14 protein-coding genes are annotated in these 15,883 nt (G+C 39.9%); 11 read left to right on the top strand and 3 right to left on the bottom strand.

Features of this window, described 5'->3' with window-relative positions:
• Positions 1–56 precede the first annotated feature (56 nt).
• The 3 genes from coaBC (at position 57) to BM097_RS04975 (ending at position 4,483) form a co-directional block, all read left to right on the top strand.
• Positions 57–1,247: a bifunctional phosphopantothenoylcysteine decarboxylase/phosphopantothenate--cysteine ligase CoaBC gene (gene coaBC / locus BM097_RS04985; protein ID WP_090546521.1), complete on the top strand. Its 1,191-nt coding sequence runs from the start codon at positions 57–59 to the stop codon at positions 1,245–1,247.
• A gap of 244 nt (positions 1,248–1,491) precedes the next feature.
• Positions 1,492–3,627: a PTS sugar transporter subunit IIABC gene (locus tag BM097_RS04980; RefSeq protein WP_090546519.1), complete on the top strand. Its 2,136-nt coding sequence runs from the start codon at positions 1,492–1,494 to the stop codon at positions 3,625–3,627.
• Between the two features lie 19 nt (positions 3,628–3,646).
• Positions 3,647–4,483, top strand: a complete 837-nt coding sequence (locus BM097_RS04975) for a PRD domain-containing protein (protein ID WP_090546517.1) — start codon at positions 3,647–3,649, stop codon at positions 4,481–4,483.
• Between the two features lie 121 nt (positions 4,484–4,604).
• Here the strand turns inward: BM097_RS04975 and BM097_RS04970 are convergent, their stop codons facing one another.
• Genes BM097_RS04970 through BM097_RS04960 form a run of 3 tightly spaced genes read right to left on the bottom strand, consistent with a single transcriptional unit; the run spans position 4,605 to position 7,831 of the window.
• Positions 4,605–6,587: a hypothetical protein gene (locus BM097_RS04970; protein WP_090546516.1), complete on the bottom strand. Its 1,983-nt coding sequence runs from the start codon at positions 6,585–6,587 to the stop codon at positions 4,605–4,607.
• Positions 6,562–7,461 (bottom strand): ABC transporter ATP-binding protein, encoded by a 900-nt coding sequence (locus BM097_RS04965; protein WP_090546514.1) that lies wholly within the window; start codon positions 7,459–7,461, stop codon positions 6,562–6,564. Before BM097_RS04965 ends, BM097_RS04970 begins: the two co-directional genes overlap by 26 nt.
• Positions 7,445–7,831: a GntR family transcriptional regulator gene (locus tag BM097_RS04960; protein ID WP_090546512.1), complete on the bottom strand. Its 387-nt coding sequence runs from the start codon at positions 7,829–7,831 to the stop codon at positions 7,445–7,447. The genes BM097_RS04965 and BM097_RS04960 overlap by 17 nt, the downstream gene beginning before the upstream one ends.
• A 224-nt stretch (positions 7,832–8,055) precedes the next feature.
• Between BM097_RS04960 and flgM the strand changes: the two genes are divergently transcribed.
• The 8 genes from flgM to BM097_RS04920 all read left to right on the top strand — a co-directional run bounded on the left by flgM (position 8,056) and on the right by BM097_RS04920 (position 15,876).
• Positions 8,056–8,337 carry a flagellar biosynthesis anti-sigma factor FlgM gene (gene flgM, locus BM097_RS04955; protein WP_090546510.1) on the top strand — a complete coding sequence of 94 codons (282 nt, stop codon included), beginning with the start codon at positions 8,056–8,058 and terminating at the stop codon, positions 8,335–8,337.
• A 17-nt stretch (positions 8,338–8,354) separates the two neighbouring features.
• Entirely contained in the window at positions 8,355–8,867 is a 513-nt protein-coding gene (locus tag BM097_RS04950; protein ID WP_090546508.1) for a flagellar protein FlgN, read from the top strand.
• Positions 8,868–8,914: 47 nt separating this feature from the next.
• Positions 8,915–10,741, top strand: a complete 1,827-nt coding sequence (locus tag BM097_RS04945) for a flagellar hook-associated protein FlgK (RefSeq protein WP_090546505.1) — start codon at positions 8,915–8,917, stop codon at positions 10,739–10,741.
• 23 nt (positions 10,742–10,764) lie between these two features.
• On the top strand, positions 10,765–12,636 hold the full coding sequence (gene flgK / locus BM097_RS04940) for a flagellar hook-associated protein FlgK (protein WP_090546503.1): 1,872 nt from the start codon (positions 10,765–10,767) through the stop codon (positions 12,634–12,636).
• A gap of 19 nt (positions 12,637–12,655) precedes the next feature.
• Entirely contained in the window at positions 12,656–14,230 is a 1,575-nt protein-coding gene (locus BM097_RS04935) for a flagellin N-terminal helical domain-containing protein (RefSeq protein ID WP_090546501.1), read from the top strand.
• A gap of 58 nt (positions 14,231–14,288) precedes the next feature.
• The gene (gene fliW / locus BM097_RS04930; protein ID WP_090546499.1) at positions 14,289–14,741 is read left to right on the top strand and encodes a flagellar assembly protein FliW; all 453 of its coding nucleotides are present in this window, start codon (positions 14,289–14,291) and stop codon (positions 14,739–14,741) included.
• Between the two features lie 2 nt (positions 14,742–14,743).
• Positions 14,744–14,965: a carbon storage regulator CsrA gene (gene csrA / locus BM097_RS04925; protein WP_028242366.1), complete on the top strand. Its 222-nt coding sequence runs from the start codon at positions 14,744–14,746 to the stop codon at positions 14,963–14,965.
• Positions 14,966–15,456: 491 nt separating this feature from the next.
• Entirely contained in the window at positions 15,457–15,876 is a 420-nt protein-coding gene (locus BM097_RS04920; protein ID WP_090546497.1) for a flagellar protein FlaG, read from the top strand.
• Positions 15,877–15,883 lie beyond the last annotated feature (7 nt).

Here is a 15,883-nt window from a genome sequence, read left to right as displayed (position 1 = left end):
AATGGTAAGCGTACAAACAGCAATATTAGTTTAGGATATATAACTCGGAGGTATTTATGTTAAAAGGTAAATGCGTAGTTCTTGGAGTAACAGGCTCCATTGCAGCATACAAAATTGCAAATCTTGCATCAGCGTTGGTAAAGTTAGGCGCAGATGTTAATGTCATCATGACTAAGAATGCAACAAATTTTATTAACCCAATAACCTTCGAGACACTTACTTCAAATAAATGTCTTGTAGATACATTTGATAGAAATTTTCAGTTTAACGTAGAGCATGTGGCCCTTGCAAAGCGTGCAGATATTTTTATGGTGGCACCTGCCAGTGCAAATGTTATTGGGAAGATAGCACATGGCATTGCAGATGATATGCTTACAACCACAATCATGGCTGCAAAATGCAAGAAAATCATTAGCCCTGCTATGAACACAAATATGTTTGAAAATCCTATCCTGCAGGACAATCTTAAAACGCTTCGTAAATACGGATATGAGATAATAGATCCTGCTAGTGGGTATCTTGCTTGTGGGGATACAGGAGCGGGGAAGATGCCTGAGCCAGATGTACTTCTTCAGTACATCTTAAGAGAGCTTGCACACGAGCACGACCTTTCAGGCAAAAGAGTAATGATTACGGCAGGACCTACTGAGGAGGCTATTGATCCTGTCCGTTATATCACAAATCACAGCACAGGTAAGATGGGCTATGCCATTGCAAAGGTTGCCATGGAAAGAGGAGCAAAGGTTACTCTTGTTTCAGGGCCTGTAGCAATTGAGCCACCTATGTTTGTTGATGTGGTAAAGGTTCGAAGCGCAGCCGAAATGGCTGATGCTGTGAAACAGCGAGCAGAGGAGAATGATATTATTATAAAGAGTGCAGCAGTGGCAGATTATAGACCGGTAACCGTTGCTGCAGAAAAGATAAAGAAAAAGGATGGAGAGAGTTCTAGCATTCAGCTTGAGCGCACAGAAGATATATTATCTTACCTTGGGGCTCACAAGAAGGAAGGCCAGTTTATTTGTGGGTTCTCCATGGAAACGGAAAATATGCTGGAAAACTCCAAGAATAAGCTCAAGAAGAAAAACGTAGATATGATTGTGGCAAACAATTTGCGCACTGAAGGTGCAGGCTTTGGTACAGACACAAATGTAGTTACAATCATTATGGCTGACGAAACCTGGCAGCTTCCAATCATGTCTAAGGAAGAAGTGGCTAATGCCATTTTTGATACAATATTGGGTAAATAATGTAGCTTAAAAAGCAGTTGTCACAAAAGTGGCAGCTGTTTTTTGGTTATATTGCTTAAACGATTAAGTGTTGACAGTACCGCGTAAACATGGTATCTTATCGAAGTAAAATTTTAAATTTTGTGAAGTATGTAACTTTAAGTAGGCATAAACGACACAAGACGCTAGAGGCGTTTTCTGTTTTTATGCCTATTTTTTTATGCATAAAAACCGCCTCAAAGAATATTTATAGGAGGTCTTTATCGTGAAAGACAAAATTTTTAATGTTTTACAGCGAGTTGGTCGAAGCTTCATGCTTCCAATCGCAATTCTTCCAGTAGCAGGTCTTCTCCTTGGTTTAGGTGCATCCTTCACTAACGAGACAACAATCGCTACTTATCATCTTGAATCAGTTCTTGGACAGGGAACTATTCTTAACATTTTGCTTACAGTTATGAACGCAGTTGCAAACGTAATTTTTGCTAACCTTCATATCATGTTTGCAGTAGGTGTTGCCATCGGTATGGCAAAGAAAGAAAAGGCCGTTGCAGCTTTAGCAGCGATGATTTCATTCTTCGTAATGAACTCAGCAATCGGTGCAATGATTGAAATCACTAACTACGAAGCAAGAGCTTTAAGTGGTACAATCACACAGGCTTGTGGTATCACAACACTTCAGATGGGTGTTTTCGGTGGTATCATCGTAGGTCTTGGTGTTGCAGCTCTTCACAACAAGTTCTACAACATTGAGCTTCCAAGCGCTATTTCATTCTTTGCTGGTACACGTTTCGTACCAATCATATCAACAGTAGTTTACTTATTTGTTGGTATCCTTCTTTTCTACGTATGGCCAGTTGTACAGAACGGTATCTATGCACTTGGTGATTTAGTTACTGGTTCAGGCTATGCAGGAACACTTATCTTTGGTTTGATTAAGCGTGCTCTTATCCCATTTGGTCTTCACCACGTATTCTATATGCCATTCTGGCAGACAGCAGTAGGTGGTACTGCAGATGTAGCTGGTCAGATGGTTGAAGGTGGACAGAACATCTTCTTTGCACAGCTTGCTCATTCAGGTGAGATTTCTCACTTCAGCGCTGATGCTACAAGATATTTCTCAGGTGAGTTTATCTTCATGATTTTCGGTCTTCCAGGTGCAGCTCTTGCTATGTATCGTACAGCACGTCCTGAGAAGAAGAAGCAGGTAGGAGGTCTCCTTCTTTCTGCAGCACTTGCATCAATGTTCACAGGTATTACAGAGCCAATCGAATTCTCATTCTTATTCGTAGCTCCAATCCTCTTTGGTGTTCAGGTTATTTTAGCAGGTAGTGCATACATGATTGCCCACATGCTTAATATCGCCGTTGGACTTACATTCTCAGGCGGTTTAATCGATTTCTTCTTATTCGGTATTTTACAGGGCAATGAAAAGACAAGCTGGCTTAGAGTTATCCCAGTAGGTATTATTTATTTCTTCTTATACTACTTTATCTTCACATTCTTAATTAAGAAGCTCGACCTTAAAACCCCTGGTCGTGAAGATGATGATGAAGAGACAAAGCTTTACACAAAGGCAGATTACAAGGCAAAGCAGGCTGGCGCATCAGACAAGGATGCTGTTAGCGAGCAGATTACAAATGGTCTTGGTGGTAAGAAGAATATTTCTGATGTAGATTGCTGTGCAACAAGACTTCGTGTTACAGTAACCGATGGAAGTCTTGTAAACAAGGCAATGCTTACAGCAACAGGTGCTTCAGGTGTTGTACTTCGTGGTAACAGTGTTCAGGTTATCTATGGACCAAACGTTACAGTTGTTAAGGCACATCTTGAGGATTACCTTGAGAAGGCTCCAAACGAGCTTTACGTAGCAGATGCTACAGAAGCTGCTCCAGTAGCAGAGGAAAAGCCAGTACAGGCAGCTCCAAAGAAGGTTGTAAAGACAGTTACAATCTACAGTCCAGCAGATGGTAAGGCTGATGATTTATCAACTACTCCTGATGAAGCTTTCGCAAGCGGAATGATGGGTAGCGGTGCAGTTGTTACTCCAGTAGGCGACACAATATATGCACCATTTGATGGTACAATAGGATTTATATTCGATACAAAGCATGCAATTGGTTTCATGGGCGACGACGGACTTAACCTTCTTGTTCATGTTGGTATCGACACTGTTAAGCTTGGTGGTCAGGGCTTTGAGACTCTTGTAACTATGGGACAGAAGGTTAAGAAGGGTGATCCACTTCTTAAAATCGACCTTGATTACTTAAAGGCAAATGCACCATCAATTGCAACACCTGTACTTTGCACAGATGTTGATGAAGACAAGATTGACGTGCGTCTTGTAAAGGCTGGCGATATTAAGGCTGGCGAACCATTGTTTGAAGTTGATTTCTTTGAATAAGAAGTTATAATATTTGACTATGTATAAAGTAAAAAAAGTATTAAATCATAATTCGGTTATTGCCGTAGAAACAAATGAATTAGTGGAGTACTTGATTATGGGCAAGGGAGTGGGCTTCGGTATGAAGCCTACTCAGGAGCTCACAGTAAGCTCTGACTGCAAGGTTTTTTCTTTGGCGGAATCATCAGAGAGAGGCGATGCTAAGGATATCGTCAAGCATGTAGATCCTGTTTACTTAGAAATTGCTGAAGCAGTTTTGCAGCATGCTGAAGAGTACTTTGATAGTGTTGATCATAATATCGTATTTCCGATGGCTGATCACTTGGAGTACGCAGCTAAGCGAATTCAGAACAATGACCAAATCATAAACCCTCTTCTAAATGATATTAAGCTGCTCTTTTATCAAGAGTATAAGGCAGCAGAAATTGTTAGGGATTTGCTAAAAAACAGTCTTGGTCTTGATATTATGGACGATGAAATCGGATATGTTGCAATGCATATTCATTCCGCCACTTCCCAGGATAAGCTTTCTCAAACCCTTGAGACTGCTCATGCGGTTCGTAATTGCATAACAAAAATAGAAGAGATTACCGGACGCACTATTCCTACAGATTCATTTTCATATAATCGAATGATGAATCATATTAGGTACATGGTCGCACGTATCCAAAAGCACGAAGATTTAAAAATAAATATGAATGATTATGTTTCTACAACGTTCCCTGAATCCTTCGCGATTGCAGCGGAAATATGCCATGATCTAAGCAAAAGTCTGGGCTCCCCTACAGACGAGATGGAGATTGGATATTTGGCGATGCACATTGAACGTGTAAAAGCTGACGTATTGGAATCGTAATCGTAAAAATGAGCCCCCCTAGTAGGTAACAAGCTCAAATATTTCTTAAGCGAAGCTTTCTATGCTGAGCGTAGAAATAATTTGGCTTGTGACCGTAACTAGGGGGGCTTTTTATTTTTACTTATTCTTCCAAGTAACCCATCGCCTTGTTGTACTCGTAGGTTGTTATTATTTGAGAGTCGTCTGTGTAGAATCCCTCATCCTTTAGGGCTTTTAGGGTGTTAGTGCAGTTTGTGGTTAGCTGAGCAAAGATGCTTCTTTCATATTCTGGAGTTCGATAATAAGTGTCATCACCATACCAATCCCAGAAAGTCATCTCATCAGAGATATATTCTTTTTTATTATTGGCTACTGTGAAATTGAAATCATTATAAAGTGTGATTTTAGCAAGTTCAGTATTATTATATCTATCACCGAATGTAGTCACAAACGCATTACCTTCGTCAATATCCTTAAGGAAGGCTTGATATATATTTTCGTTTTTATCCGTCAGTTCTTTGTCGGATAATGTTTCGAATTCGGCATATTCAGGCCAATAATCGTCAGCCTCTTCATTATATACATATTGAGAAAAGGACAAATCAGGGATAGTGCAATCATCCCAAATGTTACCAATTACGTGTTCCTTGATTCGTGTTGGGTTGTTCAGGTAATCAAGGATTGGCTGTGTTGCAGCTAAGTAGTTAGCAGAAACTTTATCAGATTCAGTATTTACTACTGAGTATGTACGTTCAATGAAACCTCCGCTTTTTAGCTTATACTTGATTGTAAAGTAGCCGCTGTCCACATCATTATAAATTTTATTTACATCTCTAAGTTCCTTTTTGTCACTTAAGAAATTCTTATGCAAATCTCTTACAGCAGAAATGTCCTCAGGTCTAGAGAATACCATTACATAGTTAGAATCGATTCCTACCCACTGAATATCGGCTGCATCAGGAACTTTGTTTTCAACATTGAATACGTCCATTCGTAGACATATCAACATTGTTAGTGATGCAAGTGAATAACCGGCCAAGAAGAAGAACTTCTTTGTTGAAAAGACTCTAAATGTCTTTTCGATTAACATTTGTGTCGCATAGAAAACAATACAGCCTATAACTAGTGCAGATATAATTGCAACAATAAATCTTGTGTTATAGTACATAGGCTTTAGCGCTTCAATCATTCCAGCCACTAAAGCACCTGCAACCATTGAAATAAAGAAAGACATTCCAATTGTAAATACAGGCTTTAAGAATGGGATTGCAATGAAATCCTGTACGGTTTCAAGCTTTTTGAATTCATAAAGTATGTAGGAAACAACAATCAAGGCTATCGCAACAGCTATATAGATAAGTAAATATTTTAAGCCTGGTAAAGTATAAGTATAGGTTTTTATATTTCCAAGATTATCATACATTTTAAATACTTTAATCTTGCAGGCATCATCCACGAAAAATACCGGTGTGAGTGGTGTATAGCTGATATTATTCATAGCATTTGACATACCAAACATCAATATGCTTGCTGTAATTCTAAACGCAACTTCCATCATTAAATATAGGAAATTGAAGATACCATAAAATATAATACTGGTTACAATCTGCCCAGAAGCCATAAGGGAGATTATTGCAATACCAATAAATAGCAGTGTGGTTGCGCTGACGCCAAGTGCCCAAAACCAAATAACGTCGAAGGCGTAAATCTTTTCAGCGGCTGCAACTATTGTTGTAACAAGTGCTGTAAGTATGACAGGTAAGATAGATACAACAATACTTGAAATTAAGCCAGTAAAATAAAGGCTACGTCTGCTGACAGGGAAGGAATGCATCATGTAATTATCTCTTTTGAAGAATAAATACCAAAATGTGATTCCTGTTACCGCAATCGCGATAAATATGCCCCATACGCCTATAGGAACATATGAAATGTCGTCTATTAAGTTGAGAGTTTTTGTGTAGCCCTCTTCATAATTTATCTCATCGAAATTAGCCAAATTAATAATAAATTGTATTGGCATAACAATAAGAAGAATGATGAAATATAACAGTCCGACTATCCATGTCCTGCTTATGTTTTTCTTAAACAGAGCCAGATTAAAAAATGATTTCTTTGACTGCATAATTCTCACCTCCTAGTTCATAAATAAATATTTCTTCAAGTGTAAGAGGGAGCACATCCATAAGAAGTGGGTTTAAAGCGGCTATACGCTGTTCGGCAGCTCTTGGCTCTCCCTTTACGATAAGTGTATGAACTCTACCTGTTGATACTCTTTTAAGCACCTGAATTTCAGGTGGAAGAGTAGGCAATTCATCCTCAAAAGCAAGCTGTATTTTAGTGATTGATGTTTGCAGCTCGTCCAATGAGCGTTCAATGAGAATCTTGCCGTGATTCATGATTCCTACATGGTCACAAACATCCTCAAGCTCTCTAAGGTTATGTGAGCTTACAAGAACAGTTAGGCCGTGCTCTGCCACATCAGACATGATAAGACTCCAAATCTGACGGCGCATAACTGGATCCAGTCCATCTACTGGCTCATCCAAAATCATAAGCTCAGGACGTGCAGCAATAGAAAGCATGAAAGCCACCTGCTTTTGCATACCCTTTGAAAGTGTTCTAACCATTTTCTTAGGATTGATTTCAGGAAAGCAGCTTAATATCTTTTTAAACAATCCTTCATCAAAGGTAGGATAAAGAGTTTTGTAAAACTTCATCATATCCATGGTATTGGCCTGAGTGAAAAAGAAAATTTCATCAGGAATGACTGTGAAGCGCTGCTTAAGCTTTTCATTTTCATAAACAGGCTGACCATCTATAGTGATTTCTCCCGAATCCTGTTTGTAGACTCCGCTCAAGTGTCTAATAATAGTAGATTTACCTGCGCCATTAGGACCAACAAGTCCATAGATAGCTCCGCGTTCAACGTGCATGTTTAAGCCATCAAGGGCAGCAAAATCGCCAAATCGCTTTGTTACATTATTTACTTCTATCATCCTTTGGTCCTCCTTTCGCAAGCTCTTCAATTCGTTTAATAAGGATATCCTTATCTTCACACAGATATAGAAGTTCTTTTACAATTTCATCGAATTCTTTCATCAATTCTTCGTTCCTCCCAGAGGCAACATCAGCTTTCTTAGCCGCATAACTTCCCTTGCCTGCAATCGTGTAAATATAACCTTCCTGCTCTAGTTCTCTATAAGCTTTTTGAATAGTGTTAGGATTGATTGAGAGGCTGGTGGCCAGCTCTCGCACGCTAGGTAGCTTTTCGTCTGTTTTCACAGCTCCGGTTACTACCAGCTTCCTAAGACCATCCTTTATCTGCTCATAGATAGGCTTAGCATCTCTGTAGTTCAATTGGATCATCTAATACCTCCTGTGTTAGGCAGTGTGACCTATACTGTATTACGTGTTCTAATACAGATATATCACAAAGTAAAAAAGGTGTCAACAAATAAAAAATTGAAAAAATTTCAAAAATACTATAAAGTTTTCTTAAGTGGTACCGATAAATGAAGTGTAAAGAGAAAAATGTACCTTGAGATTTAGACAAAAATCGACAGAAAAAGGGAGGAAAGGAGTGTGGCGATATGCGTATAGAGGCTTACAACCAGGTAGCTCAGCTCTATCAAACATCAAACACTAAAAACGTAACACAGGCATCTAAGGCAAATGGAATGGGTCGTGATGAGGTTCAGATTTCATCTACTGGCCGTGATTACCATGTTGCAAAGGCCGCTGTATCTGAGGCTGCGGACATCAGAGAAGACTTAGTTGCTGATATCAAGGCTAGAATTAAAGCCGGTACTTACGAAGTCAGCACAGACGATTTCGCTGAAAAGCTATTGTCTCAGTATGGATCAATTCTTTAGTTTAGTGAGGGTATGGCGTGGCTAGTTTAATGGATGAGTTGCTCTTAACTATGGATGGTGAAACGGAGCAGTATGAAAAGTTAATCAGTCTTAATGGTAAGAAGAAGGATTCTATTATCTATAAGAAGCTTGACGTACTGGAAGATATTACCGTCAAGGAGCAGGCCATTGCTGATACCTTGTGCGTACTAGAGAAGAAACGTCTGAACATACTGCAGAACATTGCTGCAGTTATGGGACATGATGGTGAGCAGGTTACAGTGTCATGGATGATTGATAATCTTGCAAACCAACCTGTACAGCAAAAGAAGCTTAGCCTTGCAAAGGACAAGCTTGTAAAAGCCGCTGATGAAGTTCAGGTATTGAATTTTCAAACCCAGAATCTTCTAAAGATGGCTATAGAGATGGTGGAGTTTGATATAACACTTATCAAAAGTTCAAAGCAAGCCCCACAGACCTCCAATTATGGAAAGAATGCTGAAACTACAGGAAACATTTTGGGTAATAGAGGATTTGATGCTAAACAGTAGGAAAAGGATGTCCTTAGAGTTTTAGTGTAAACTTGGAGGGCAGACTTATGGCTAATAGTTTTGGAAGCTTATATGTTGGGGCATCGGGCCTACAGTCAGCATCACATGGTTTAAATACAACAGCAAACAACCTCACTAACGTTAATACCGAAGGTTACGTACGTGAGCAGGTTGTTTACGAAGATAGAACATATAGAAAAATAGGCAACGCAGCGATCAGCACACAGTATGCTGGTCTTGGCGTGCAGGTAGGAACAATCGTCCATAACCGCGATATCTTTTTAGATAAGGCATATCGTCAGGAGAATGGGCGATATTCTTTTTATAGTGCTAGCTCTGAAGCAGTACAAGAGGTTTACACACATCTTCAGGAGGTAGATGGCGTGGCGTTCAAGGAGGCCATTAGGGATTTCGAAGTGGCATTTGAGGAATTCGCCAAGGAACCGTCTGATACCGTGAAGCAGAACCTTGTATTGCAGAAGGCTAGTCTTTTTTTGGCCCGTGGCAAGGCGGTGCAGCAGGGTTTTGAGGATTATCAGACCATTATCAATTCCAAAATTAAGGAAGATTTGAATAGAATCAACGAAATAGGAAAGAAGATTGTTGATTACAATAAGAGGATTCAGGCCATTGAAGCAGCAGGAGTGGAAAAGGCCATGGACCTTAGAGATAAGAGAGATTTGCTTTTGGACGAGCTCTCAGGCTTGGTTAAAATTTCCTACAACGAGGATCACACAGGCGTGGTTCATGTAGAAATCGAAAGCGTAGAGTTTATCGATGATATTAATTACTACCCAGTAGGAACCCTAGAGGATAAGAGAACAAAGTATGTTACTCCATACTGGCCTCAGCTTTCGGAAATCGTTAGCGAGGAGGATGAGTCTCTAAATACCTACTATAAAATGTTTGATACAACAAATGTTGCGGCAGATAAAAACACTGATATAGGTGAGATAAAGGCTCTGCTTCTTGCCAGAGGTGAAGGCTGGAGTACATATCTTGATTTCTTCGATGAAGAGGGCGCACCACTTACATCAGATGCTTATAAGACAGGAATAGCAAATTCCATTATGATGAATTCTGAGTCGGAGCTAGACACACTTTTTCATCAGCTGGCAACAAATATAAATGATATTTATAGTCCACTTACAACTTTAGATAGCGCATATTTAGGAATGTCGGATTTGAGCTACTCATATCTTGATAAGGATGGAAACACAGTAACAGTCACTGGAGCAGATATTCCACAAAACCTAAGAATCCTTGATAAGGTGCACTGTTCAGTGGGTTCTGATGGGGAGCTTCCACCAAGAGAATTGTTCATAAGAGTAGGCTGCGACAGATATAAAGAGGCAAAGCTTACTTATGTGGATTCAGAAAATGTAAGCCATGAAGAGACCATATATTTATTCAACGAGGAAAACCCAGAGGATTTGGGACAGTGTTACACACTGAAATCCACTTTCATAAATGAGGAACTGATTAAGCAGGAATCATACATCCCTCATCTAAAATATGGAGATAACAAGGGGGCTGTAGATTACGATTTAGGAATCAGACTTAGTGCTATTTGGAACGAGCAAGAATTCCACCTGAATCCAAGTGATACCACACCATGCGGTTACAACGGATTTTATGTTAAGTGGATTGGTGAGATGGCCAATACAGGTAACGTTTATAAGACTACAGAACGTTCGCTTGAAGGTACCAGAGAGGAAATCGAATTTAGCCGCCAGGGCGTTATCGGCGTATCTTCCGACGAAGAGCTTACAACAATGATTAAATATCAGTCAGCTTATAACGCAGCTAGCCGATATATAAATGTAGTAAATGAAATGATTGAGCATTTAATTACATCACTTGGACACCAGTAAACAGAATGACGAGGTAATAGCTTATGTCTTCAACATTTTTTGGATTAACAATTGCATCATCTGGCTTGAATACTTCACAGGCTCAGATTAATACAACTGCAAATAATATCTCAAATGTAAATACCAATGGCTATAGCCGACAGGTTGTCAACACAGTGGCATCATCAGCACTTCGTGTTTACCAAAGCTATGGAACTACTGGAATGGGTGTTGAAGCAGAGTCTGTAACTCAGCGTAGAGATTTATACTATGATGAGAAATACTGGAACAACCAGTCAGCCTTGGGATATTACGAAAAGAAGCAATATTACATGAATCAGATAGAGGATTACTACAATGAAAACACCTCTAACACAGGCTTCACAACTATCTATACCAAGATGTTCAACGCAATGAGCACAATGCAGGGAAGTCCTGGTGATGATACTGTTAGAAAGCAGTTTATCTCAAATGCAAAACAGCTGACAGAGTACTTCAATCAGTTATCAACAAAGCTTAAGGATTTGCAGAACTCTATCAACGATGAAATTAAAACTGCAGTTGATAATATTAATGCAATAGCTGAAAAGGTTGCGATTTTAAATAAGCAGATAAACGTTATTGAGCAGGGCGGTGGCCATGCCAATGAGCTTAGAGACCAAAGAGCTCTTCTTATCGATGAGCTTTCAGAGATATGTGATGTCAGCACAAAAGAGACAGACGTACTTAATAGTAATGACCCTGACACAAAGACAGGTGCAACCTATTTCATGGTTTATATCAATGGCCAGCAGCTGGTTGATACCTACGAATATAATACACTTGCAGTAAAATCAAGAGCTACAGAGCAGATGTACAATCAGTCAGATATTGATGGCTTGTACGATATTATCTGGGCAAAGGATGGAGACAGATTTAATCCTGTGCCAAGCTCTAGCGGAGGTCAGCTCAAATCCATGTATGAGGTGCGAGACGGTAACAACAACGAGAATATGCATGGCATAGTTTCGGAAGCAACTACAACCACTATCACTATTAAGGATTTGACCATAACAGATTTGAACGAATTCAATATGCCTGATAAGGGGCAGATTAGCACAAACAACAAGCTGTTTACCTATGATGGCTTTTCTTTTACAACTAATAGCAAAGGAAAGGTTGAGTCTGTAACCTTTAATCTGATAGATCCAATTCGTGAGGATATCGCCAAAGGTCTTGTGGATAAGACCTTCCAGATTGGTGATGATGTGGATTACATGGGAATTCCATATTATCAGAATCAGATGAATCTTTTCTTAAGAAACTTCTGCGAACGCTTTAACAAGATTGAGGAAAGCGGCGTAGATTTAAACGGTGACGATATGGGAGCCTTCTTTATAGCAAAGAATTTGGTGGATTCACATATTGAATATCAGATGGTGGACCCATTAACAGTGGAAGACCCAGCAGATCCAGATTCAAAGATAGGTGTAACCCTAAACAGCGATAGCAAGACCTACTATCTTTTGACAGCAGACACAGTTTCAATTGCAAAAAAGACAGATAAGGATGCAAGAATATTTGCTACTACCACAAAGGAAAATTATTCTTCAGGTGTGGATGCAGCAGATTTGATAGTTGAGCTTCAGAAGCTTCAGCGAAAGGAAACATTGTTTAGAGGCGGTGGAGGCGATGCCTTCCTTCAGTGTATTTACGCAGATGTCACCATTGATGCCCAGGAATGTAAGATTTTTTCAACCAATTTTACAAACATAAAGAAAACAATAACTGAGCAGCGAATGTCTGTCTCTGGCGTAGATGAAGATGATGAGGCATTGGATTTGATGAAGTTCCAAAACGCCTACAATCTGGCATCTAAATGTATTTCTGTTTTCTCCGAAATATATGATAGATTGATACTTAATACGGGTGTTTAAAATGCAATGAGGTAGAGCTATGAGAGTTACAAACAAAATGATAATGAATAACGCATCTTCTAACATCAATACCACAAAGGAGTTCGTTAATCAGAGAAACACGCAAATGACTTCACAGAAGAAGATCGATAGACCTTCTGATGATCCTGTTATTGCAGTTCGCTCTTTACGTCTTTCAACAACATTATCTCAGGTGACTCAGTATCACGAGAAGAATATTCCTGATGCTGCACAGTGGATAAGTGTTACGGAGACAGCTCTAATCAACATGCGTGAAATCGGAAATGACTGTAAGCAAATTGCTAATAAAGGTGCAACAGATACATTTAATTCTCAGGATGATAGAAAAACAATGCTGAAGGAGTTGGAACAGCTCCAAAAGCAGCTGTTTGCAGAAGGTAATGCTGATTATGCCAATAGAACAGTGTTTACCGGATATAGAACAAACTGTAACCTTACATTTACAGAGGATGAATTAAACACTGCCTACGAAATCACACAGACTATTGCTATCGAAGGAAATATGGAAGACCATCGATACTATGATGGTGATGTTATAATCCCTACAACAGAGGGCGAGCTTCTGGCACCTAGCCTAAAGGCTGGTGATCCAGGCTATGACCCAGCAGTGAACAAACCAATATCAGACATAGTTAAGACCAATTTTTATCGAATCAGATTAGCTTACGACAAAATCGCTGGCTTGGCAGAAAATATCAATATTAAGGTAAACAGTCCTGCAGTTAATCCTGATGATTACACTGTAATATCTTACGAAAGTGAGGCAGCATGGAGCGCAGCACAAGGTGGAAAGGTGATACCTGCAAAGACAGCCGTTCTTATTAGAGAAACAGGTGATTTGATTTTGTCTAATGATACGGCAGAAGACCTGAAAAAGGCTGATGCGGAATTGACTATCAAATACAACAAGAAGGGCTTTGAGGAAGGGGAGCTTCGCCCAGAATATTATTATAATTGTGTGAAAACCGAAGATCCTCTTGATGTTCACGTTCCAGTAACTTACACTAAATATAACGAGAACGGCGAGCGCAAGCACTTTGATATTGAATACACTATCGCTGCAAGTCAGACTATCGGTATCAATACTGAGGCAGCTGATGTGTTTGACAGTTCAATATACAGAGACGTGACAGAAATGATTGATGCCTGTCAGCATGCAGTTTCAGCTTATGATAAGATGCAGGCCTTAAAGGATATGAAGTCCGAATCTCAATATGCATCCAACGAAGACCAGGAATGGTTGGACATCTGGTACAAAGCAGCTGAAAAGGAATTTGATTTCTATCACGATAATATGCGCAAACTTTTTGATGCAGAAATAGGCAAAATTGATAAGTATTATGCTAAAATAAACTTAGCAATTACTGATTTGGGGTGTAAAAAGGACTCTTTGGATTTGACAAAAAACAGAGTGGGGGATCAACAGCAGACAGTACAGAGCTTGCAGTCACTCAATGACGACATTGATTTATCAAAGATTATCATTGATTACACAGCAGCCTACACCGCATATCAGGCATCGCTTACAGCAGCTGGAAAGCTGGGCGATTCAACGTTACTTAACTACATTTGACAATTCAGTGGTTTTTGGGTTTTTATGCTGAATTAGAACATGCAAAGGAGAAGGGACAATGCAGGTAAAAACTAGACTATTCGGAGAAATTGAGATTTCCGATGAAAAGATTATCAATCTACTTCATGGGCTCATTGGTTTTCCAGACATGAAGAGATACACACTCATTTTCGACGAAGAAAAGAAAGACAAGGGTAACATCATGTGGTTACAGTCATTAGACGAGACAGATTTTGCTATGCCCGTAATGTTGCCACATGTAGTAAAACCAGATTATGCACCAGCTTTAAATGTAGATTCATTATCACAGCTGGGGGACCTTACAGATGAAAACACTTACATGCTTGTAACTGTAAGAGTTCCTAAGAATCCAAAAGAAGCATCAATTAACTTAAAGGCTCCTATCATCATCAACACCGATACAAATGTTGGCGACCAGATTATTATCGATGGAGACGAGCCAGTACGATTCCTGATTCATGACGCATTACATGGAAAGGATGGTGAGTAGCGATGTTGGCATTAACAAGAAAAACAGGCGACGCAATTATGATCAACAACAACATCGAGATTACAGTCCTTGAAGTTCGCGGCGATCAAGTCAAAATAGGTATTTCGGCACCTAAAGAAGTGTCTATCTACCGCAAGGAAGTATACCTTGAAATCCAGAAAGAAAACGAAGCAGCCAAGGGAATCAGCATGGATGACCTTGAAGCTCTTAAGAACTTGCTATAGTGGCGCGGCCTCGTAGGGTTTCGTGCTCCCGCAGGGCACCCTCCATACTTTCGCTCCGGTGCAGTAGCTCCTCACTCGGTATGGTGCCTCCCTGCTCGCGCTTGCGTAGGTTGTGTGGCCGCTTGGTATATAAAAACGGAATTTACAATAGAAAGTTTACAGTATGAATTGCTGTAGGCTTTCTTTTTTTTGTTATCAAGATACGGCTTCATAACCTTGGCAAGCGCGAGCAGGAGGGCCCCATGTAGTTAAGGAGGGACCCCGAAGGGGAGGTTCCCTTGGCTGCAATGGGAGATGGCCTGCGGGAGCACGGAAAACTACGAGCCGTATCGTAATATTTAGAAAAATTTCACTGTAGCTATAAACTTTCGATAACGTGGTGTCGATATAGAGATTAGAAAACTAAAATTTTCCCATTATTACAAGGATGTATATTGCCTGTACGGATTTGGGGATGGGACCTTATTCGTGTGGGCGTAAGGAGGAAAGAAATGAAAATAGGCGAAGTAAGTAGCGCAGTTAGCTACCAGGGACAAGGAAGTTCAGTAAAAACAGCGCCAGCAACAGAAGTACAAAAGGATAGTGCAATAGTTGATTTCTCAGTTGCGAAGGAAAATAAAGCGGCTGAATACGATAGAACTCTTTCGGCGAACCCTGAAAATGAAGACGCCGAGAAAAATCCTGCAGGGCAGGCAACATCTTCTCTTAAAGAGGCTGTTGAAAAAATTAATTCTGCAAATGGAAATGCAGAGGCTGTATTTGGAATCCATGAAGGCACAAATCGTGTCACTATCAAAATGGTAGATAAGGAGACCAAAGAGGTTATTAAGGAGTTTCCAGCAGATAAGACTCTCGATCTTATTGCAAAGGCTTGGGAGCTTGCAGGAATTATGGTTGATGAAAAGAGATAGGAGGTAG

This window comes from Pseudobutyrivibrio sp. OR37 (genome assembly GCF_900113655.1).
GTDB lineage: Bacteria > Bacillota > Clostridia > Lachnospirales > Lachnospiraceae > Pseudobutyrivibrio.
This window is presented reverse-complemented; position numbering and strand designations above follow the sequence as displayed.

Excerpts from the sequence above, each read along its gene's own strand:
- coaBC (WP_090546521.1), top strand. The coding sequence starts at position 57 with ATGTTAAAAGGTAAATGCGTAGTTCTTGGAGTAACAGGCTCCATTGCA.
- BM097_RS04975 (WP_090546517.1), top strand. The coding sequence starts at position 3,647 with ATGTATAAAGTAAAAAAAGTATTAAATCATAATTCGGTTATTGCCGTA.
- BM097_RS04970 (WP_090546516.1), bottom strand. The coding sequence starts at position 6,587 with ATGCAGTCAAAGAAATCATTTTTTAATCTGGCTCTGTTTAAGAAAAAC.
- BM097_RS04965 (WP_090546514.1), bottom strand. The coding sequence starts at position 7,461 with ATGATAGAAGTAAATAATGTAACAAAGCGATTTGGCGATTTTGCTGCC.
- BM097_RS04960 (WP_090546512.1), bottom strand. The coding sequence starts at position 7,831 with ATGATCCAATTGAACTACAGAGATGCTAAGCCTATCTATGAGCAGATA.
- flgM (WP_090546510.1), top strand. The coding sequence starts at position 8,056 with ATGCGTATAGAGGCTTACAACCAGGTAGCTCAGCTCTATCAAACATCA.
- BM097_RS04945 (WP_090546505.1), top strand. The coding sequence starts at position 8,915 with ATGGCTAATAGTTTTGGAAGCTTATATGTTGGGGCATCGGGCCTACAG.
- flgK (WP_090546503.1), top strand. The coding sequence starts at position 10,765 with ATGTCTTCAACATTTTTTGGATTAACAATTGCATCATCTGGCTTGAAT.
- BM097_RS04935 (WP_090546501.1), top strand. The coding sequence starts at position 12,656 with ATGAGAGTTACAAACAAAATGATAATGAATAACGCATCTTCTAACATC.
- fliW (WP_090546499.1), top strand. The coding sequence starts at position 14,289 with ATGCAGGTAAAAACTAGACTATTCGGAGAAATTGAGATTTCCGATGAA.
- csrA (WP_028242366.1), top strand. The coding sequence starts at position 14,744 with ATGTTGGCATTAACAAGAAAAACAGGCGACGCAATTATGATCAACAAC.
- BM097_RS04920 (WP_090546497.1), top strand. The coding sequence starts at position 15,457 with ATGAAAATAGGCGAAGTAAGTAGCGCAGTTAGCTACCAGGGACAAGGA.